This is a genomic window from Candidatus Alistipes pullistercoris (assembly GCF_027665465.1).
GTDB classification, from domain to species: domain Bacteria; phylum Bacteroidota; class Bacteroidia; order Bacteroidales; family Rikenellaceae; genus Alistipes_A; species Alistipes_A hominis.
In genome coordinates this window covers 91,450-111,345 of record NZ_JAQDED010000006.1, presented here as the reverse complement: position 1 = coordinate 111,345, position 19,896 = coordinate 91,450, and the positions used below count along the sequence as shown (strand labels likewise).

Here is a 19,896-nt window from a genome sequence, read left to right as displayed (position 1 = left end):
ATTAATAGCCGTCATTCTGTTTGAGGTTGTTCATCAGCAGGATCTGTTCGTTCGGCACCGGCATTACGTAATTTTTCGGAACGACTACGGGCGAAGCCGGCGGCAGCGGCAGCGTGGTCGATGCCGGGGCCAAGCCTTGCGCTTTCATCTCTTCGAGGCCCTGTTGTTCGGACTGGATTTTGGCCCATACCTTCGCGGCGAAATAGCCCGGTTGCATCTTGTCGATCCGTACCAGGTCGAAGTAACGGTCGCGTTCCATCGACAGTTCGATCCGCTTCTCTTCCCAAATGTTTTCGAGCGTCGGCTCTTTCGAGGCGAGTCCCGCGCGGGTGCGGACGGCGTTGTACCAGGTCGACGCTTTCGCGTCGCCGGTACGGACGGCCGCTTCGGCGCCGATCAGCAGCACTTCGGCCCAGCGCATCATTCGGATGTTGCCGCCGTAGTTTTCGTTACCCCCTACGACCGGCCGCGGCTGGTAGCCTTTGCGGCAGAAGCGGTTCGGGTAGCCGTTGCTGACCGAGTTCGGGTCGCTTTCGCTGTAGGCGCCGATGATTGTCGTGCCGTCGATCACGCTTTGGGTCTGTACCATGCCGCTGTATATGGTCGTTTTGCCATAGATGATGTCATTGTCTTTGCGTTTGTCGCCCGGTTCGTACGATTGTACGAGGTTCAGCGACGGCGCGATGTATCCCCAACCCCAGTTCGGTTCGCCGCGGGTGCCGAGCAACTGCCAGCCCTGGTATGCTCCGTCGGAGGTCGTGAAGCTGGCCGCCCCGATTTCGAATACCGATTCGACGCTGTATTCGCCCGCTTTCGTAAAGATGTTATCGACGGCGATCAGGTCGTATCCGTCGGTCGAAGATTCCATGTCTTTGACTATCTGTACGATCTGTTGATAATATTGCATGGCGTTGGCCGGATCGTCGGCGGCGCGGTACAGCAGCACTTTGGCCAGCAGTCCCTGAGCCGAGCCCTTGTGGGCGCGGCCGTACCACGAGGTCGGATACCATTTGGCGGATTCGGCTTTGTCGGGCATTTTCAGCGCGATTTGCAGATCGGCTACGATGGTGTCGTACAGCGCCGTGCGGTCGGAAATTTTCAGAGCGGCCTGTTCGGCGCCGGAGAGCGTTTCGAGCGGAACGATCGGGCCTTTACCCCATAGTTTCAGCACGACGAAGTAGAACCATGCGCGATTGAAGCAGGCTTCGCCCTGCAGGATCTCTTTCTGTCGTGGGGCGAGCCCTTCGAACGTGTCGATGGTTCTCAGCGCGGTGTTGGCCCGGCCGATGCCGGTATAGGCGTTCAGCCACAGCCAGTTCAGAAAGGCGGAACTTCCGGTGAGTCCGGACAGGTTCTGGAACTGGTTGGTGCCGTTGTTGTAGATCGTGCCGCCGCCGTCGGACATCGAACTGCCGCGCAGCGCGTTGTCCGAGCACAGGTCGCCGATCCACGAACCGGTCGTCTCGTAGGTGCTTCCTTCGCGGTAGGTCGCATAGATGCTGTTGGTCAGGCTCGCAGCGGAATTGCTGTTGCCGAGAAAGTCGCCTTCGGTCATCTGCCCCTGCGCCGGTTGGTCGAGGAAGCCGTCGCAGGAACTCAGGCTCAGCCCTGCGGCCAGTATGGATAAATAGATGGTAATCCTTTTCATTGTTTCCTGTTTTTAAGAGGTTAAATACCGATGCTGATACCGAACGAATACATGCGCGAAGGCGGATAAGTGCCGTCGAAACTGTCGATACCGGCACCGTTGGGCGGACCCGATATTTCAGGCGAGTACGAGGTTGCATTGGTCGCCGTCCACAGGTTGTGCACTGAGAAGTAGACTCTTAGGTTGCGCATCTTCATTTTGGACGAGATCCGCTGCGGGAACGTGTAACCGAGGGTCAGGTTCCGGATCTTGAAATAGCTGCCGTTTTCTACGTAATACTGGCTGTATTGGTTGTTCGTCCCGGGGCCGTCGAGCAGTACGCGCGTGGTCTTGTTGGTCGATCCTTCGCCGACCCACGAGTGCAGGTAGTCGGTCGTCACGTTGTACGGCGAGACGCCGAGCGTCTGACGGCGGGTGCTGTAAATTTTGTTCCCGAGGCTCGAATAGAGATCCATTTCGAGGTCGACGCCCTTGTAGGCGAAGCGCATGTTCAGCCCGAGAGTCACTTTCGGCAGGTAGCTGCCCATGTAGATACGGTCGTCCTTGTCGATCACGCCGTCGCCGTTTTGATCCTTGTACCACAGGTCGCCGGGCGTCGCGCCGTCGATCGACGCGGTCTCTTCGATGATCTGCTTGTTCTGGTAGATGCCGAGCACCTCGTAGCCCCAGAAACCGCCGATCGGGTAGCCGACCTTCGTGACGTTCGCGCCGTTTTCGAGCGGCGGCAGGTTCTGGTTCACCGAAACGACCTTGTTTTTCAGCGTCGTCCCGATCAGCGACAGGTCGTACGAGAAGTCGCCCCGGTTTTCGCGCCATCCGATGTTGAATTCGATGCCGGTGTTACGCGCCTTGGCGATGTTCGACAGCGGCGAGTAGGTCGAACCGCTGATGCCCGGCAGCGTGATGTTGGTCAGGATATTGGCCGTCGTTTTGATATAATAGTCGAATTCCAGCGTCAGGCGGTTGTTCAGCGCGCGGAAATCGAGCCCGAGGTCGAACTGCCGCGCCTCTTCCCAGTGCAGGCCGTAGTCGATCACCATATCGAGCACTTCCGAAGTGGTCACGCTCGCGGGATCGCGGCCGAATACGCCGTTGACCCGGTTCACGTAAGCCGTCTGAATATTGTTCGGGATACCGGCGTCGGAGCCTACCACGCCGTAGCTGGAGCGCAGTTTCAACTGGTTCAGCCAGCCGACGTTTTTCAGCCAGTTCTCTTCGTGCATCGCCCAGCCGACGCCGACGGCCGGGAACGTTCCGTAGCGACCGTTGACCGGAAAGCGCGACGATCCGTCGGTACGCACCGTGGCGGTTATCAGGTATTTGTTGTCATAGTTGTAATTGACGCGAGCCAGATACGAAAGGTAGGTGAAAACCGCGCCGCCGGTGGTTCCGGTCAGCGTAGAGGCTTGTCCGAGCCCGGTGTACCACAGGTCGCGGTTTTTCCATGCCACGTCGGGCATGCCCAGAATCTTCTGACTCTGATCTTGCGAGGTGGTTTTCTGGAAGGTGATGCCGACCAGCGCGCTGAACGCATGTTTGTTCTTTTCGAACGAGTAGGAGAGCGTATTTTCGTTCAACCAGTTGAACGTGCGGCTCTGGTTGACGCTCAGTTCGTTGTCGGTACGCCGTTGGTCGACGTTGACTTCGTATTTCGGCAGGAAGCTTTTGCCCTCGGAGTTGGAATTGTTCAGCGTATAAGAGGATTGGAAAACGAGGTTCTTGACCGGTTCCAGCTTGACGAAAAAGTTGGCGATCGTCTTGTAATAGTTCGTATAGTTGTCGCTGTTGTAGTATAGGTTGGCTACCGGATTGCCCGATTTTCCGATCTCGTCGACCGGGCCGAAGAATTTCGACGGGTCGTCCGGGTCCATCACCGGAGCCGTCGGCAGGGCGCGCAGCGCGCTCGCGAGATTCGATCCCTGGCTGTTGCGCCGTTCGTAGATGTAGGAGATATTGCTTCCGATGGTCGCCCATTTGGTCAGGTCGTAAGTGTTCGACAGCTTGACGTTGGCCCGTTCGTACCCGGAGCTTTTCATCACGCCTTCCTGATTGAAATAACCCGAAGAGAGGCCGTAGGTCGTTTTTTCGCCGCCGCCCACCAAGTTGACGTTGTAGTTCTGCGTTACGGCCAGTTGCGTGATTTCGCGCTGCCAGTCCGTTCCGCGTCCGGCCGCGTCGATTTGCTGCTGCGTGTAGGGCAGGGAGATCGAAGTCCCGTCGGCGGCGTTCTGCGCCATCACCCTGCGGTTCTGCAGGTAGAGGTATTGCCCTGCGTCGGCGTAGTCGAGGTAGCGTTCCATCTGCGATACGCTGACGTTGGCGTCCACGGTCAGTTGCACGGGTTGGTTCTTGCGGCCCTGTTTGGTGGTGATGATGATCACGCCGTTGGCGCCGCGCGAACCGTAGATCGCCGTTGCCGAAGCGTCTTTGAGCACCTCCATCGACTCGACCTCGTTCGGGTTGAGGAACGAGATATTGTCCATGATCAGACCGTCCACGACGTAGCACGGATCGGAGTTGGTGAACGAACTGACGCCGCGCACGCGGATTTGCGGCGCGCCGCCCGGCGCGCTGTTCTGCACCACTTCGACGCCGGCCACCTTGCCCTGCAGGCCTTGCAGCGGGTTGGCCGCCGCAACGGTCGTCGCCAGTTCGCTTCCTTTGATCGACGCGATGGAACCCGTCACGTCTCGCTTGCGCTGTACGCCGTATCCTACGACTACCACGGCGTCCAGGTCGGTGGCGCTGTCCTGGAGTGTCACGTTGAGCGAGGCTTGTCCCGTGTAAGGGATTTCTTGCTCTTTGTACCCGATGTACGAAAATACCAGGACGTCGCCCGGTTTTACGTCGAGGGAGAAGGTTCCGTCCGCGCCGGCGTACGTGCCCCGGTTGATGTCGCCCTTGATCAGAACGCTGGCCCCGATCAGGGGTTGCCCCTGGGTATCCGTTACGCGGCCGGTCAACAGTTTTGCGTCGCCCTGCGCATACGCCGCCAGGGAACAGCAAAAAATTAGGGCTGACAGCACGATCAGCCTAACCGGTTTTAAAAAGTCGAATACTTTCATAGAAACAGATTTAGTTTGGTTCGATTGTATTTGTTGACAGACAGGTACAAAGCAGATGCCAAGAATCGTATTCCGGTGTTTTTGCGCCTGAATGAGCCTAATTCGGCGAATCCCGTATTTTTTCGTTCGTTTCTCCGGCGAAAATGCCCGGAATCCGTTACCTTTGTAGAAGGTTTAAAATATTGCGGGTTATGAAAAGAATGTTGTTTGCCGTTTTGTTGCTGGCCGTTGTGTCGGCCCGTGCGGAAGGATTCCGTTTTGCGCTGATGAGCGATCTGCACGTCACGGCCGATTCGCTGGCCGCCAACGACTTGCGACATGCCGTCGATCAGATCAATGCGACGCCGGGACTGAGCTTCGTAATCGTTTCGGGCGATTTCACCGATTACGGAGACGATGCCTCGCTGCGGAAAGCCAAAGCGATCCTCGACGGGCTGAAACTGAAATATTACGTTACTTCCGGGAATCACGAAACCAAGTGGAGCGAGTCCGGGGCGACCGCTTTCGGGCGCATTTTCGGTTCCGACCGTTTCCGGTTCGAGTACGGGAATTACCTGTTTCTTGGGTTCAATACGGGGCCGGTGATCCGGATGGCCGAAGGGCACGTCGCGCCGCAGGACGTTAGCTGGCTCGAAAAGGAGCTCGCGGACTACGGAACCGAACGGCCGGTTTTTCTGGTTACGCATTACCCGATGATGAAGGGCGACGTCGATAATTGGTACGCGGTGACCGATGCCGTCCGCAAATACGATATCCGGGCGTTTATCGGCGGGCATTACCATACCAACCGGCTGGCCGATTACGACGGTATTCCGGCTTTCATCTGCCGTTCGACGCTACGGGGCGGCGAGCCGTTCGGCGGATATTCGGAATTCGAAGTGACGGCCGATTCGGTGATCGTTTACGAGCGGAAGATCGGGGCCGGACCCCAGCGATGGGGCGCGTATTCGTTGAAAGATACCTATTTTACCGCAGATACCGCCGGATATGTGCGCCCCGACTTTTCGATCAACGCGCGGTACGGCAGAGTGAAAGAGACGTGGATGACCCCGATCGGCAATGCGATCTATTCGTCGCCGGTGCTTTGCGACGGGCGGGTGTACGTGGGCGACGACCTCGGACTGTTGAATTGCCTCGATGCCGCGGATGGCAGGTTGCTGTGGCGGTTCGCCGCGAAAAATCGGATCATCGGAACGCCGGCCGCAGCCGACGGAACGGTCGTGTTCGGGTCTGCCGACGGCAATATTTACGGAATAGACGCGAAAAAGGGGAAATTGCGCTGGAAGGTCGAAACTTCGGAAGCGGTGCTCGGCGCCGTGACGATCGACGGCGGAGTAGCCTACGTCGGTTGCAGCGACCGGACGTTCCGGGCGATCGACGTGCGTACGGGCCGGGAGGTATGGACGTTTACCGGGACGAACGGATACGTCGAAACGCGTCCGCTGGTTTACGACGGCAAAGTGATCTTCGGAGCCTGGGACGACCATCTGTATGCGCTGGACCGTTCCGACGGACGCTTACTGTGGTCATGGAGCGACGGGCGTCGTGGGATGCACTATTCGCCCGCCGCGGTCTGGCCGGTGGCAACCGCCGGACGGATTTTCATAGCGGCTCCCGACCGGGTGTTGTCGGCGATCGACGCTTCGACCGGCCGGACGCTGTGGCGTACCGCCGAATCGACCGTGCGCGAAACCGTAGGGCTCTCCGAAGATTCGTCGAAAGTGTACAGCAAAACGATGCGGGACAGCGTCGTATGCTTTTCCACACGCGGCGACCGTTCTGAAAAATTGTGGGCGTCATACGTGGGTTTCGGTTATGAAATCGCGCCGTCGATGCCGCAGGAAAAAGACGGGGTCGTCTTCGGAAGCACGATGAACGGGGAGGTCTATGCGCTCGACGCGTCGGACGGCAGCGTGCTGTGGCGGCATAAGGTCGATAACTCGCTGATCAGTACGGTCGTGCCGCTCGATCGGAACCGTTGCCTGTTCACCAGTTCGGCCGGGATCGTCGGGTTGCTGGAAGCGCGGTGACGGATGCTTCGGGAAAAAGAATAAAAACGGCGGAGAATCCTCGGATTCTCCGCCGTTTTGTACGAGATTCGTACGAACCGTCGATTAATAATTGTTCTTTTTCGGTTCGAAGTAGGCTTGCGGGTGAGCGCAGGAAGGGCAGCTTGCGGGCGCTTTCTTGCCTTTGTGGATGTAACCGCAGTTGCGGCACTGCCATTCGATCTCTTCGTCGCGTTCGAAAACCTTGTCGGCTTCGACGCGGGCCAACAGCGCGCGGTAGCGTTTTTCGTGCTCGGCTTCGACGGTGGCGATTGAGCGGAAAACGGCGGCGATCACCGGGAATCCTTCCTGATCGGCCACATCGGCGAACGTCGGGTAGAGATCCGTCCACTCTTCGTTTTCTCCGGCTGCCGCGGCTGCGAGATTCTCTTTAGTTGTTCCGATTACGCCGGCCGGATAACTCGCCGTAATCTCGACCATGCCTCCTTCCAGGAATTTGAAGAATCGCTTGGCGTGTTCCTTTTCCTGTTCGGCCGTTTCGGCGAATACGCCGGCGATCTGTTCGAAGCCCTCTTTTTTGGCTACGCTTGCGAAAAATACGTAACGGTTCCGTGCCTGCGACTCCCCGGCGAAAGATTTCAACAGGTTCTGTTCGGTTTTCGTGCCTTTGATACTTTTTCCCATTTCTTTAAGCTTTTATAGTAAATGATTTCGTTATGTCTCTGCTTTCCAGTACAAAGATACGCGGAGATCGGAAAAATAGCAAACGATCCGCGATCATAAATATTTATAACCGTATAAGTTTATGTGATCCGTCGCGAGGCCGAAGACATCGCATATGCCGGAGCCGCCCGGCCGGTTTTCAGCCGTATGCCGCAAAAAGAGTTTTTTGTAGGTACGGCTTTTCTTCGAAAAACGGCGGATTACGACGTCCAATCGGGTTTGGACGGTAAATTTCCCGAATTTTTCTTTTGAAATAACGTCTATCAAAATATATCCTCCTAAGTAATCTTTCGGCGGGTTTTTAATATGTTTTTCTCTTTATCTTCGCAAGCGCATAATACGAACGGAGCAAACCAGCTATAAAACCCGGAATTTTTTCATGCGAACAGTTTTATCGGAGCCGACCGACTAAAATTAATATTTTATTCGCTGTTTTCAAAACAAAGTCTCCGCCGTATCCCGGCCCGTTCCGGTGCGCGATACGGCCCCGTGCCGGAAACGGGGAGCGTTGTGCGGAAAATGAAATTTTGTTCCGGGACAGAGCCGGTTCCGGCGTTTGCAAAACGTGTGTGTAAACGCAATCGGTTCGCAGGGAGAAAAGTCGCCGCAATTTTTGGCCGGCGTGAAACGTTTATCCGACAACGGGGTATTGTTTGTCAAGTCAAAAATAAATACCTTTGACGCGTGTCTATCCGCGGATTTCGCGGGTTTTCCACAGGAACCCGATTTATTTATACGACATTATGAGCGATTCGATCAAACACGAGTGCGGCATTGCCTTTATCCGCCTGCTCAAGCCGGCCGATTACTACCTGAAAAAGTACGGCACCTCGTTCTACGGACTTAACAAAATGCATATCCTGATGGAGAAGCAGCACAACCGGGGACAGGACGGCGCGGGAGTGGCCAACATCAAGCTGTACCCGGAACCCGGATGCGTTTATATCAACCGGGTGCGTTCGAACGGAGCCGCTCCGATCAAGGATATTTTTCAGCAGATCGACGTCCGGATCAACGAAGCGGTCGCGAAGAACCCGCAGGTGCTGCAAGATCCGCTGCTGCTGAAAAAACAGGTGGAGTTTACCGGCGAGATTTTTCTGGGACACCTGCGTTACGGGACTTTCGGCAAAAACGACATCGAGAACGTGCACCCGGTCTCGCGCGAGAACAACTGGATGACGCGGAGCCTGGTGCTGGCCGGGAATTTTAACCTGACCAATATCGACGAATTGTTCGACCGGCTGATCGAGTTGGGGCAATATCCGCCCGCAAAAACCGATACGGTGACGATTCTCGAGCGCATCGGTCATTTCCTCGATCGTGAAAACGACGATAAGTACCGCTATTTTAAAGATAAAGGCTATTCGAAGCACGACGTCACCGAAATGCTGGCCAAGCACATCGACCTTAAGGAAGTATTGTCGCTGTCGGCCCGCCGTTGGGACGGGGGATATGCGATGGCGGGGGTGATCGGCCATGGCGACGCGTTTATCATGCGGGACCCGTCCGGAATCCGTCCGGCGTTCTATTATTGCGACGACGAGATCGTCGTCGCCGCTTCGGAGCGCGCGGTGATTCAGACGACATTCAACCTCGGGTACGAAGATATCCGGGAGCTGACGCCGGGCCACGCTTTGATCGTGCGACGCGACGGAGATGTATCGGTCGATCCGTTTACCGCGCCGCGGCCGATCCGGCCCTGTTCGTTCGAGCGGATCTATTTCTCGCGGGGCAGCGACCAAGATATTTACCGCGAGCGCAAGCAGCTCGGACGGCAGCTTGTGCCGCAGATTTTGAAAAGTATTGATTACGACATCGAAAATACGGTGTTTTCCTATATTCCGAATACGGCCGAGAGCGCTTTTTTCGGCCTGGTCGAAGGACTGGACGAATACTGCCAGGGCGTCCGTGCGCAACATATTCTGGAAGAGAACGGCAGGCTGACCGAAGCCCGGCTCAAGGAGATCCTGCGTTTCAAGCCCCGGATCGAAAAGGTGGCGATCAAGGATGTCAAGATGCGGACGTTCATCACGCAGGACAACGAGCGCGACGACCTGGTGGCGCACGTTTACGACATCACCTATGGCACGATCCGTGCCGGGGTGGACAATCTGGTGATCATCGACGATTCGATCGTGCGCGGGACGACGCTGCGGCAGAGCATCATTCGGATACTCGACCGGCTGAAACCGAAAAAGATCGTGGTATGTTCGTCGGCGCCCCAGATCCGTTATCCGGACTGCTACGGGATCGACATGTCGCGCCTGAGCGACTTCGTGGCGTTCCGGGCCGTAATCGAACTGCTGCGCGAACGCGGGATGGAGCATGTGATCGAAGACGTTTACCGCAAGGCCGTCGCCGAGCTTCAAAAAGGCGACCGCTCCGAGACGGTGAACTGCGTTACCGAGATTTACGATCGTTTCACCGATGAGGAGATATCGGCCAAAATCGCGGAGATCGTTACGGCTCCGGAGATACAGGCTCGCGTCGAGGTGATCTACCAGACGGTCGCCGATATGCACAAAGCCATTCCGATCCATAATGGGGACTGGTATTTTACGGGAGACTATCCGACTCCGGGCGGAAACGTCGTCTCGAACAAAGCATTTGTCAACTTCTACGAGAACCGGAACGAGCGAGCGTATTGATTTTCGGGTGCGAATGAGCAAGCGGGGTCCGCCCGGTCGGAAGGAGCGGTTGATCCTAAAATTTAAGATCGCATGATGAACCTGTCACTTCTGAAAAAAATCGTTTGCCTGTCGGCCTTGCTGCTGGCGGCGCTGCATGGAACCGCCCAGCCGGCCGATCCGGTCAGTTGGTCGGTTGCCGTCTCCGAATCCGGCGACGGGATTTCCAGGATTGTTTTTAAGGCCCGGATCGCGGAACCGTGGCACATGTACGATACGGGCCCTTACGACGGCGGCCCGAATGCGACGGCTTTTACGTTCGAACCGAATGCGGACGTTACGTTGCTCGGGGAGATCGAACAGCTTTCGAAGCCCGTACGAGTGTACGATTCGCTGTTCGCAATGGAGATCGGTTATTTCGAGAAAAGCGCCGAATTCGTTCAGAAAGTGCGGGTCGCCCCGGGCCGCGAAACGACGCTGAAAGCCGTGGTGGAATGGATGGCTTGCGACGACGAGAGTTGCCTGCCGCCCGCCGACCGTACTTTTTCGATTCCTCTGAAGGCAGCCGCCGTACAGACGGCCGCAGGAGGGGCGTCTGCGACGCCTGCGGCACCGGTTTCCGCTACGGGTAATTCGTCCGCGGTTGCGCAAGCCGGGGATATGACAACGACCGACACGGCAGCGGATACGGCCGTAAATGCGGTTCCGGACGCGGATTCGGCGGCGGTGTCGCAGCCGCTGTTGCAGCCGGACGCCCCGGTCGGCGGCGGAACGCTGTGGAGCGCGATTATCGAAGCGATCCTGTGGGGATTCGCCGCGCTGCTGACGCCCTGCGTGTTTCCGATGATTCCGATGACCGTGTCGTTTTTCCTGAAAGGGAGCGGGAACCGTGCGCGCGGACGCCTGATGGCAGCCTTGTACGGCGTGTGCATTGTCGCGCTGTATACGCTGCCGATTGCAGTTATCATTCTGATAACGAAACTGGTAGGCGGAGATGCCATTACGGCCGATATTTTCAACTGGCTGGCGACGCACTGGATTCCGAACGTGATTTTCTTCCTCGTATTCATGGTTTTCGCGGCGTCGTTTTTCGGCGCGTTCGAGATTACGCTGCCCGGATGGCTGGTCAATAAGAGCGACAGCAAGGCCGACAAAGGCGGTTTGGTCGGTCTGTTCTTCATGGCGCTGACCCTCGTGTTGGTTTCGTTCTCCTGCACCGGCCCGATCGTCGGTTCGGTACTGATCAAATCCACTTCCGGAGAGGTGTGGGCGCCGGTAATCACGATGTTCGCTTTTTCGGTGGCTTTTGCGCTGCCGTTCACGCTGTTCGCGCTGTTCCCATCCGTGCTGAACAACCTGCCCAAAAGCGGCGGATGGCTCAACTCTGTAAAGGTGGTGCTCGGGTTTCTCGAACTGGCGCTGGGGCTGAAATTTCTCAGCGTGGCCGATCAGACCTACCATTGGGGCATCCTCGACCGGGAGGTTTATCTGGCGCTGTGGATCGTTATCTTTACGCTGCTCGGGTTTTACCTGCTGGGCAAGATCCGGTTCAAACACGACAGCGAAGTACAGTCGGTCGGAGTGACGCGGCTGTTGCTCGCGATCGTTACCTTTTCGTTCGTCGTTTACCTGTTGCCCGGAATGTGGGGAGCGCCGTTGCGCGGATTGTCGGGTTACTTGCCGCCGTTGCATACGCAGGATTTCGTGCTGGATGCGGCCGAATCGCCTGCCGGAAATTCCGGCGGCGGAAAGGCCGGCGACGCTTTCCCCGTCGCCAGGCACAGCGATATACTGAACCTACCGCACGGATTGAACGGCTTTTTCGACTACGACGAGGCGCTGGCCTATGCCCGCAAAGTGCATAAGCCGCTTTTTGTCGATTATACGGGTCACGGGTGCGTCAACTGCCGGGAAATGGAGGCGCGCGTATGGGCCGATCCGCAGGTGCTGCAACTGCTGCGGAACGATTTCGTGATCGTGGCGCTCTATTCGGACGACAAAAAGGAACTGCCCGAAAACGAATGGGTGACCGCCGAAACGGGCCGCGTGCTCAAAAGCATCGGCAAGATCAACGCTTACCTTGCACACAAGCGGTTCGGGATCAATTCGCAGCCCTATTACATGATTCTGGGCCCGGACGGCGAACAATTGGCTCCGGGGCGCGGGTATAATCTGGATGTGGATCAGTTCGTCGCTTTCTTGAGGCAGGGATTGCGTAATTACCCGGTCGGAGCGGAGTAGTCCGAATGCTCGGTATGGACGGGAGTTACGGGGATGGCGGTTTTGCGCTGTAATTTTGCGTATTTGGAAAGATTTTCTACCTTTGCAAACGAAAAAATGGGCGTTTGTCTTGCGGAAACCGATCTGCGTATGCGGAGTGTTTCCGTTGCGGGGGAAGGGCGTCCGTTGTATTGAAGAGCAGGGCCCATAGCTCAGTTGGTTAGAGCGGCAGACTCATAATCTGAAGGTCGGGGGATCATGCCCCTCTGGGCCCACTTTCGAATCCGAACACTTGCAGTCCCTGCAAGTGTTTTTTATGCGTCGGGGGCGGTTTACGGCGCCGAATCCGCTGTATTTCGATTTTGCGCCGGCGACCGGACAGCCGGGAATACGATCCCGAACCGGTTTGACAAACAGACCGCGAACGGCAATCGGGCGCGCTGCAACCTCTCCGGCTTCACGGCCCCGTTCCGTTTTAAAATTGGATATTGGGAAACTAATCGTACCTTTGCATCCGCATACCGTGTGCGTTCCGTATGCGACGATCCTTTATAAACTAAAATCATTACGATGGACGAAGGCCCTTATTGTCGACAGACGACCCCGATTGTTTAACCGACCGCAGAAGCCTTCCGAGTCTCCTGCGGTGTAAATTCGCAAGGAGAGACCGTATGATCAATGAAATCAAAAACCGGTTCGGGCAATTGATTGCCGACAAGAACTGGAAAATCCTTAAAAGCGAGCTCAGCGATCTTGAGCCGTTTCAGATCGCCGAAGCGATCGGCGAACTTCCCAAATCCGACCGGACGATTCCGTTCCGGTTGCTTTCGCGCGAGTCGGCGAAAGAGACCTTCAAACATCTCTCGCACGATCAGCGCGAGGAGATTATCGACGGACTGGCCGCCCACATCGATAAGATGACCGACCTGCTCAATGACCTGGATCCCGACGACCGCACGGCGTTTTTCGAAGAGTTGCCCGGCGAAGTGAGCCAGCGGCTCGTGCAGATGTTGTCGCAGGAAGAGCGCGAGGTCGCCATGAGGCTGCTCGGCTATCCGGAAGACAGCATCGGTCGGCTGATGACCCCCGAATACGTGGCCGTCCGGCCGTATTTCACAGTCGCTCAAGCATTGGAGCATATCCGCCGTTACGGTCGCGATTCCGAGACGCTCGACGTGATTTATGTTGTCGACGAGCATTGGAAGTTGATCGACGACATCCGGATCAAGGAGGTCATTCTCGCGTCGCCGGCTCGTAACGTGTCGGAGATTACCGACAACCGTTTTGTCGCGCTTCGCGCCGAAGACGATCAGGAAGTGGCCGTCCGCGCCTTTCAGGACAACAATCGCACGGCATTGCCCGTCATCGGCGGCGACGGCACCCTGCTGGGTATCGTGACCGTCGACGACGTGATGAATGTGGCCGAGCAGGAAAGTACCGAGGACTTCCAGAAGTTCGGCGGTACGGAGGGGCTGGATCTTTCTTATACGCGGACCCCGCTGGCCGAAATGGTGCGCAAACGCGCCGGCTGGCTCGTTATTCTTTTTTTTGGCGAAATGTTGACGGCATCGGCGATGGGCTATTTCGACGACGAGATCGCGCGGGCCGTCGTGCTCGCACTGTTCGTGCCACTGATCATATCGAGCGGCGGGAACTCGGGCTCGCAGGCGGCCAGCCTGATCATTCGTTCGTTGGCGCTTGGCGAGTTGAAGTTGCGTAATTGGTGGTACGTGATGCGCAAAGAAATTTTCTCGGGGCTGATCCTCGGAGCGATTCTGGGGATCATCGGATTCGTGCGGATTTTCATCTGGCAGGAGGCCGGACTGTACGACTACGGGACGCATTGGCCGTGGATCGCCGCCAGCGTGTCGGTTTCGCTCGTTTTTATCGTGCTGTGGGGTACGCTGTCGGGCTCGATGATTCCTTTTATCCTGAAAAAGTGCGGACTCGACCCTGCCACGGCCTCGGCGCCTTTCGTCGCGACGCTCGTGGACGTAACGGGGTTGATTATCTATTTCTCGATCGCGGCGCTGTTCCTGACCGGAAAGATTCTTTGATGGGGCTTGCTTTTCCCGTTCGGTAAATAAACGAATACAATCTTTAGTGCGACCGTACTAAAGATTGTATTTTTATGAAAAAGCGAAACGAAAAACCGGGAAAGGGCCCCGAATGTGCGAAACCGGGGCCGGTTCCGTCCTTTGGGCGGGGTGCGGGTTTTATAGGCTGCTCGTTTTCCCCGGCCGGTTCAGGCTGAAAATGATTTTGCGGTTCGCCTCGTCGATGACGGAGTCCTCCAGCGAGGCCAGGTAGATCTGGGTCGTCGCCTGCGAACGGTGCCCCAGTCCGGCGCTGATCACCGACAGCGGAATGTCGCAGTTGCGGGCCGTCGTCGCCCAGGTGTGGCGCGAAACGTAGGACGAAAGAGGAGTGTCCGCCTGCAGCAGTTTCGACAGTTTTTTCAGCAGCTTGTTGTAATAGCTCAGTGCATTCTGATACTGCGCATAAGCCTCGTTCTCGTCGGTGGCGGCGATGATCGGGAAAACGTAAGGGGAGTTTTTCGTTTTACGGGCGTAGCGGCGGATAATTTCGGTGATGCAGGGCTCCAGCCGGATGCATAGGGACTGGCCCGTTTTGCGGCGGATGTACTGCGCGGTTTGATCCCGGACGTCCGACTTGCGGAGGTAGGCCATGTCCACGAAGGCCATTCCGCGCATGTAGAAACTGAAGACGAACAGATCCCGGGCGTAAGCCAGAGACCGGGAGCCGCGCAAATCCAGTTTTCTCAGGCTTTCGATCGTGGCCATGTCGACGGCCCTCTTGCGGGTTTTGTCTACGCCCGTATAGACTTTTTCGAAAGGGGCGCGCTGCGAGGCGATTCCTTCGCCGACCGCCTTGTTGTATACGGAACGCAGGATCCGCATGTAAAACGAAACCGTATTCCGCGTAACGCCCCGTCTTTTGAGCCATTGTTCGTAGTCGGCGACCAGTTCGGCGGTGCAACCGGCGAACGACAGGTCTTCCCCGTGCAGAAACTGCGAGAAACTTTGCCGGGTTCTCCGGTAATTCCGGGCCGTTCCCAATCGGCCGTGGGCGAGCAGTTGTTCGATCTGCCGTTCCATGAATCCGAAAAAAGTTTCGCCCGAGTGCGATTCCCGGAAAGCCTGCGCTACGTCGTGCGCCGTATAGTGTCTGGCGGCGCGTTCCAGCGCGCCGATCGCATTTTTCAGGACGGACAGGTCGGAGTCGATCGCGCGTTGTACTTTTCGCAGGTAATAGTCGCCCCCGGTCAGCAGGACGGGTGCGACGCATTGCCTGACGCCGTCCCATTCTGCCGGGAGCAGTTTGTATCCGGTCATGATCTGAACGGATTTCTGACGGTGGGTGATTTGGTAGTAAACCGAGCCGGCGCGGCCCGGAACCGACGAATTGCGGAGTTTGATTCTCACTGTTGCCATAATTTTCCTGGATTGATGTTTTTCCGGGAAAAAGATAATGACGGCGGTGAAAAATCGTCATTTTCGCGGTAAAAATATCAGACGGCGCGGTAAAATGCCCGGTATCGGTTTACGGCCTCCTCCAGGATGTCCCGGTCGACGGCGGTATCCGTTTCGAAAAACGAAGTTTCGACGCAAGAGTCGTCCGGCCGTGCCGGGCGTTTCCAGTTTCCGGCGATCCGGCCGCCGTACAGGATGACCGGATAGAAAATACCGTAATTCGTGAAGGCCCTGGCGCGGTGCTCCGGACGCAGGACGTCCGTACGGTCTTTGTAACCGATCAGGTACTCGTCGTAGGCGGGCAGCAGGTACAGCGGGACGCCGGAGGTCTCCGCCGCACGGCAGGATTCGTGCACGAATAGTTCCCGTTGTCCGAAACGTTCGGCGGTCAGCGATCTTCCGATGAGGCCGACCGAATGCCGGGCTTCGGTGACGGACAGTCCCGACCACCAGACGAAATCCTGCAGACTGGCCGGTGAGTGGCTTCTGAAATAAGCGGTAGCCAGCTTTGCCAGGGCTTCGTCCGGATGCAGCTCCGGGACGGGCGGGACGCGTTCCTCGAGCAGGGCGTAGGTTTGCTTGCCGCCGCTGAACGGTCCGCTGCATACGACCGCTTCGGTTTCGGCGCGCATCAGCAGGCGGGTCAGCCGCGGCGTGTCTGCGGCGATCCCCTGCCGGTTCAGTTCCTCCCCGATCTGTTGTTTGGTCAGGTTTCTGTTGCCCTCCAGCATTTTTTCGAGCAGCCGGTCGCACCGGTAGTGCAATTGTTCCGTAAGCTCCAGTTGCCGGCCTTTTGCCAGCGATTCGTTGGCCGACCGGATGCGCCGGGCGGAGAGTTTCAGCATCCAGCGGATGTCTTCCGCGGCGACCAGATGCCAGGTCGGCCGCATCACATGCGTACGCAAGATTTCTCCCCGAGAGAAGGCTTCCCCGACCGATCGTGCCGTCGCCGATTTCAGCCGTATGCCGACGGCCCAGCGGGCCATGGCGTAATCCTGAGCCTGAATGGCTCCCATCCATGAAACCAGTTTTTTCGGCGTGTCGAAACGCGGGGCGGCCAGTTGTTGTCCGGCCAGGCGGATGTCGGTTATCATAGTCGTCGTTTTTGCAAAAATAGGTTAAATCGGGCCTTCCGAAGTATTATTCGCCGGATATTTATCCGATCGGCGGGAAACCTTTCGATCCGGTGTCCGCAGATTCGGTTTTGGCGCATTCCTTGCGGGAGGGTTTCGTATTCGATCCGTTAAACCGAAAAAATGACACGAATCAAGATCAAACGCGCTTATGAAAAACCGGAACCGGACGACGGTTTCCGGGTGTTCGTCGACCGGCTGTGGCCCCGGGGAATGCGGAAAGAGGATTTCCGCTACGACTTGTGGACGAAGCAGATAGCCCCTTCGGCCGCTCTGCGAAGGTGGTATCACGAAGATATGCCGGGGCGTTGGGAAGAGTTCGGCCGCCGTTATACCGCAGAATTGCGGCAGTCGCCAGCCGTGGCGGAATTCGTCCGTCAGATCGCCGGAAACGACACCGTTACGTTGGTGTACGCCTCCCGGAACGCTTTGCAGAATCATGCCCTGATCCTGCAAGATTATCTGGTGAAAATTATGAGTGTTATGACCGTATAGTAGTTATTCAAGTCGTCTATTTACGCGTGAATTGTTGTCGAGATTCAATAATCGGGGAATATCCATTTGTAAAATATCAATACGGGATTACTGTTTTCTTCAATGCATGTTTCTATTTCGTTCAGTAATGTGCGCTCCTTTCCGTTTTTTTTGTAATCATCGATCCATGAAATTATTCGTGTAGAAGTAACGGGATTGATTATGTATCCTGTATTATCGGAATCGATGTACGGGTGTATATAGGACAATTTTATGCCGTTTTTATCCGCTTCTGTGGGTGCTGAATATAATATATGCCCTTCGGAAGAGGTTATGATGATATACGGTTTGTGTTCATAGCGGTAAATAATCAGGTTTCCATTGTTGAAATGGTAAAAATTATGAGGAGTCGTAGGATTTTCTTCATTTAAAGAGTTCACATAATCCATAACGGTTTTCGGAGAGTCGTCCACCGCTGGTCTGCGTGTATTGAAGTCGAATGCCAGATAAGGCGACACGGCTCCCGTAGCTTGTGATACCTTGTAAATAGTATCGTTCAGGATGGAAGACATGTAAATGGTGTCGTCGTACTGGCAAAAAAACGAACGGCACGATCCGTAAAAAAATTTGTTACCCGTTAAAGCTTTGTTGAACGGCAATCCTTTGTGTATTACTTTGCCGCTGTCAGAAATGCATACGTAGTTGTATTCTTCACGCTTACCGTCTTCATCGCCCGATCCATTCGCCATATTGTATGCTATACAGCCATTGTCCAGAAGTTTAAACGACCATGTTTTACGCGCGTTTTTCATCTGGTATTTGAGATTGCCGGATTCGTCGTAAACATATATTTTCCCTTGTATGGGATCGTTCAGAAATATTGAACCGTCGGATGTTGCTTCAAAATCAGAAAGATATAAATATTCGCCTCCTGCACGCCCTTTTTTGTCGATCTTTGAAACAAAAGATCCGTCGGCATTGAATATAAAGACCGCCCCTTGTTTCCAATCAAGAATATAAATTTTGTTATGTATGATTTGTATTTTATTGATCTCCCCGATCAAAATATCATTGCCGGTTTGAAGCGGCACAAAATGGGAAAATTCAAGGAACTCATTGATTTTTGAAGAGCCGTCATCTCTTTTTAGTTCGACTTTTACGGTATTGACTTTGACGAGACGATCCGATTTGTCAGAACAACTGATAAGGAGCAACAAGCAAACATGCAGAGTTAAAAACTTTTTTATCATATTTCATATTCGGGGATGGTGAAAAATATCTACCGGATAAATAAAGTCTATCCGGTAGATGAATCGAAATGTTATGGGCATTTGACGCTCCCTGTCCCTATACATACGACACAATCGTATTCTTGGCCTTTTTCATTCTCGCAGGTTCCCGTTACCTTTACCTCGGATCCGTTTTTGTTTTCATCTTGTGCCAATACTTCGACATTTACAAGAAATAATCCGGAGTCGATATTCGTCGAACATGACGAACGGGCTGTGAAAAATGCCGCAATGCCAATGGCTGCAACGAAACAAATGATTGAACTTTTAATTTTTTCAAATAGATTGTAAGTTTAAACAAAATAATTGATATGTAAAAGTTTATAGTAAAATAATTTGGGATTCGGATGTTGTAAGGGATTAAACGGTCGGGTAAAGGTTTATATCCTTGTTGTCGCTTTAATCATAGTTGTTTTTAGCAGGAAGTTCCAATTTGTTTCATAATGACTCGGTATGATACGGATTTTCTGGCACCGAATTGGCAGGTATTCCGGTAAAACCAGAGCCTATGTGTTATCATATCTCATTGGCGGCCGGCCCGGCGGAACTCGCCGCGCGCTACGGTCGTAAAGCCGACTTGATCGAACGGTTCAAGCCCCTGTACCATGTGTCGGCATTCAGCTATCCGGAGTATCCGGTGGTGACGTCCGATCTGGAGATCGAACTGTTCCGCTGGGGACTGATCCCGTTCTGGGCCGACGAGTTGGAAGACGCTTTCGAACTGCGCTATCGGACGTTCAATGCCCGCGCCGAAACCGTTTTTACGAAACCCGCTTTCCGCAAGCCGATCCGCCGAACGCGCTGCCTGGTGCCCGTAACCGGGTTTTTCGAGTGGCGGCACGAGGACGACCGGCGGATTCCCTATTACGTCGCTCCGGCCGGAGGCGGCATCTGCTCGCTGGCCGGGGTGTACGACATGTGGCGGAACCCGGATACCGGCGAACAGGTCGAGACTTTTGCGATCATCACGACCGAGGCCGACGCACTGATGCGTTCGATCGATAATGTGAACGGGCGGATGCCGGTGATTCTGACCGGACGGCAGCAGCAGCGGTGGCTCGATCCGTCGCTGGACGAGGAGGCCGTCCGGTCGCTGCTGGAGCCGTTGCCCGACGGCCTGCTGCGCGCGGAAACGATCGATAACGGTTTTCTGAAAAAGTCGCCGGACGATCCGACGATCCTGCAACCTCGGACGGAATCCGCACAGGCCTGAT

Annotated in this window: 12 protein-coding genes and 1 tRNA gene; 7 read left to right on the top strand and 6 right to left on the bottom strand. The window is 55.6% G+C overall.

Translation table 11 applies throughout. The features are described from left to right. Position 1: 1 nt before the first annotated feature. The gene (locus PGR91_RS09845) at positions 2–1,648 is read right to left on the bottom strand and encodes a RagB/SusD family nutrient uptake outer membrane protein (RefSeq protein ID WP_055205698.1); all 1,647 of its coding nucleotides are present in this window, start codon (positions 1,646–1,648) and stop codon (positions 2–4) included. Between the two features lie 20 nt (positions 1,649–1,668). Next, on the bottom strand, positions 1,669–4,713 hold the full coding sequence (locus PGR91_RS09840) for a SusC/RagA family TonB-linked outer membrane protein (RefSeq protein WP_118456934.1): 3,045 nt from the start codon (positions 4,711–4,713) through the stop codon (positions 1,669–1,671). Between the two features lie 191 nt (positions 4,714–4,904). Between PGR91_RS09840 and PGR91_RS09835 the strand changes: the two genes are divergently transcribed. Continuing rightward, positions 4,905–6,743: a PQQ-binding-like beta-propeller repeat protein gene (locus PGR91_RS09835; RefSeq protein WP_118656721.1), complete on the top strand. Its 1,839-nt coding sequence runs from the start codon at positions 4,905–4,907 to the stop codon at positions 6,741–6,743. Between the two features lie 84 nt (positions 6,744–6,827). Here PGR91_RS09835 and rbr read toward each other — a convergent pair whose 3' ends face one another. Continuing rightward, a complete protein-coding gene (gene rbr, locus PGR91_RS09830) occupies positions 6,828–7,406 on the bottom strand; it encodes a rubrerythrin (protein ID WP_101572130.1) in 579 nt (192 codons plus the stop codon). Positions 7,407–8,188: 782 nt separating this feature from the next. Here rbr and PGR91_RS09825 point away from each other — a divergent pair. The 4 genes from PGR91_RS09825 to mgtE all read left to right on the top strand — a co-directional run bounded on the left by PGR91_RS09825 (position 8,189) and on the right by mgtE (position 14,349). Further along, positions 8,189–10,093 (top strand): class II glutamine amidotransferase, encoded by a 1,905-nt coding sequence (locus tag PGR91_RS09825; RefSeq protein ID WP_118656725.1) that lies wholly within the window; start codon positions 8,189–8,191, stop codon positions 10,091–10,093. 72 nt (positions 10,094–10,165) lie between these two features. Further along, positions 10,166–12,313, top strand: coding sequence for a protein-disulfide reductase DsbD family protein (locus PGR91_RS09820; protein ID WP_409049101.1), 2,148 nt, complete (start codon positions 10,166–10,168; stop codon positions 12,311–12,313). A 180-nt stretch (positions 12,314–12,493) separates the two neighbouring features. Next, positions 12,494–12,567: transfer RNA gene (locus tag PGR91_RS09815), tRNA-Ile, on the top strand. Positions 12,568–12,963: 396 nt separating this feature from the next. Continuing rightward, positions 12,964–14,349, top strand: a complete 1,386-nt coding sequence (gene mgtE / locus PGR91_RS09810) for a magnesium transporter (RefSeq protein ID WP_153498338.1) — start codon at positions 12,964–12,966, stop codon at positions 14,347–14,349. Between the two features lie 159 nt (positions 14,350–14,508). Here the strand turns inward: mgtE and PGR91_RS09805 are convergent, their stop codons facing one another. Next, the gene (locus PGR91_RS09805) at positions 14,509–15,747 is read right to left on the bottom strand and encodes a tyrosine-type recombinase/integrase (RefSeq protein ID WP_270399338.1); all 1,239 of its coding nucleotides are present in this window, start codon (positions 15,745–15,747) and stop codon (positions 14,509–14,511) included. A gap of 77 nt (positions 15,748–15,824) precedes the next feature. After that, entirely contained in the window at positions 15,825–16,880 is a 1,056-nt protein-coding gene (locus PGR91_RS09800) for a winged helix DNA-binding domain-containing protein (protein ID WP_270399337.1), read from the bottom strand. Positions 16,881–17,042: 162 nt separating this feature from the next. On the opposite strand from PGR91_RS09800, the gene PGR91_RS09795 reads away from it, so the two are divergent. Continuing rightward, positions 17,043–17,414 (top strand): DUF488 domain-containing protein, encoded by a 372-nt coding sequence (locus tag PGR91_RS09795; RefSeq protein ID WP_270399336.1) that lies wholly within the window; start codon positions 17,043–17,045, stop codon positions 17,412–17,414. 44 nt (positions 17,415–17,458) lie between these two features. On the opposite strand, the gene PGR91_RS09790 is transcribed toward PGR91_RS09795, so the two are convergent. Then, positions 17,459–18,643 carry a 6-bladed beta-propeller gene (locus tag PGR91_RS09790; RefSeq protein WP_270399335.1) on the bottom strand — a complete coding sequence of 395 codons (1,185 nt, stop codon included), beginning with the start codon at positions 18,641–18,643 and terminating at the stop codon, positions 17,459–17,461. Positions 18,644–19,190: 547 nt separating this feature from the next. Between PGR91_RS09790 and PGR91_RS09785 the strand changes: the two genes are divergently transcribed. Further along, on the top strand, positions 19,191–19,895 hold the full coding sequence (locus PGR91_RS09785; RefSeq protein WP_153498335.1) for an SOS response-associated peptidase: 705 nt from the start codon (positions 19,191–19,193) through the stop codon (positions 19,893–19,895). The last annotated feature ends 1 nt before the right edge of the window (position 19,896 follow it).

Excerpts from the sequence above, each read along its gene's own strand:
- PGR91_RS09845 (WP_055205698.1), bottom strand. The coding sequence starts at position 1,648 with ATGAAAAGGATTACCATCTATTTATCCATACTGGCCGCAGGGCTGAGC.
- PGR91_RS09840 (WP_118456934.1), bottom strand. The coding sequence starts at position 4,713 with ATGAAAGTATTCGACTTTTTAAAACCGGTTAGGCTGATCGTGCTGTCA.
- PGR91_RS09835 (WP_118656721.1), top strand. The coding sequence starts at position 4,905 with ATGAAAAGAATGTTGTTTGCCGTTTTGTTGCTGGCCGTTGTGTCGGCC.
- rbr (WP_101572130.1), bottom strand. The coding sequence starts at position 7,406 with ATGGGAAAAAGTATCAAAGGCACGAAAACCGAACAGAACCTGTTGAAA.
- PGR91_RS09825 (WP_118656725.1), top strand. The coding sequence starts at position 8,189 with ATGAGCGATTCGATCAAACACGAGTGCGGCATTGCCTTTATCCGCCTG.
- PGR91_RS09820 (WP_409049101.1), top strand. The coding sequence starts at position 10,166 with ATGATGAACCTGTCACTTCTGAAAAAAATCGTTTGCCTGTCGGCCTTG.
- mgtE (WP_153498338.1), top strand. The coding sequence starts at position 12,964 with ATGATCAATGAAATCAAAAACCGGTTCGGGCAATTGATTGCCGACAAG.
- PGR91_RS09805 (WP_270399338.1), bottom strand. The coding sequence starts at position 15,747 with ATGGCAACAGTGAGAATCAAACTCCGCAATTCGTCGGTTCCGGGCCGC.
- PGR91_RS09800 (WP_270399337.1), bottom strand. The coding sequence starts at position 16,880 with ATGATAACCGACATCCGCCTGGCCGGACAACAACTGGCCGCCCCGCGT.
- PGR91_RS09795 (WP_270399336.1), top strand. The coding sequence starts at position 17,043 with ATGACACGAATCAAGATCAAACGCGCTTATGAAAAACCGGAACCGGAC.
- PGR91_RS09790 (WP_270399335.1), bottom strand. The coding sequence starts at position 18,643 with ATGATAAAAAAGTTTTTAACTCTGCATGTTTGCTTGTTGCTCCTTATC.
- PGR91_RS09785 (WP_153498335.1), top strand. The coding sequence starts at position 19,191 with ATGTGTTATCATATCTCATTGGCGGCCGGCCCGGCGGAACTCGCCGCG.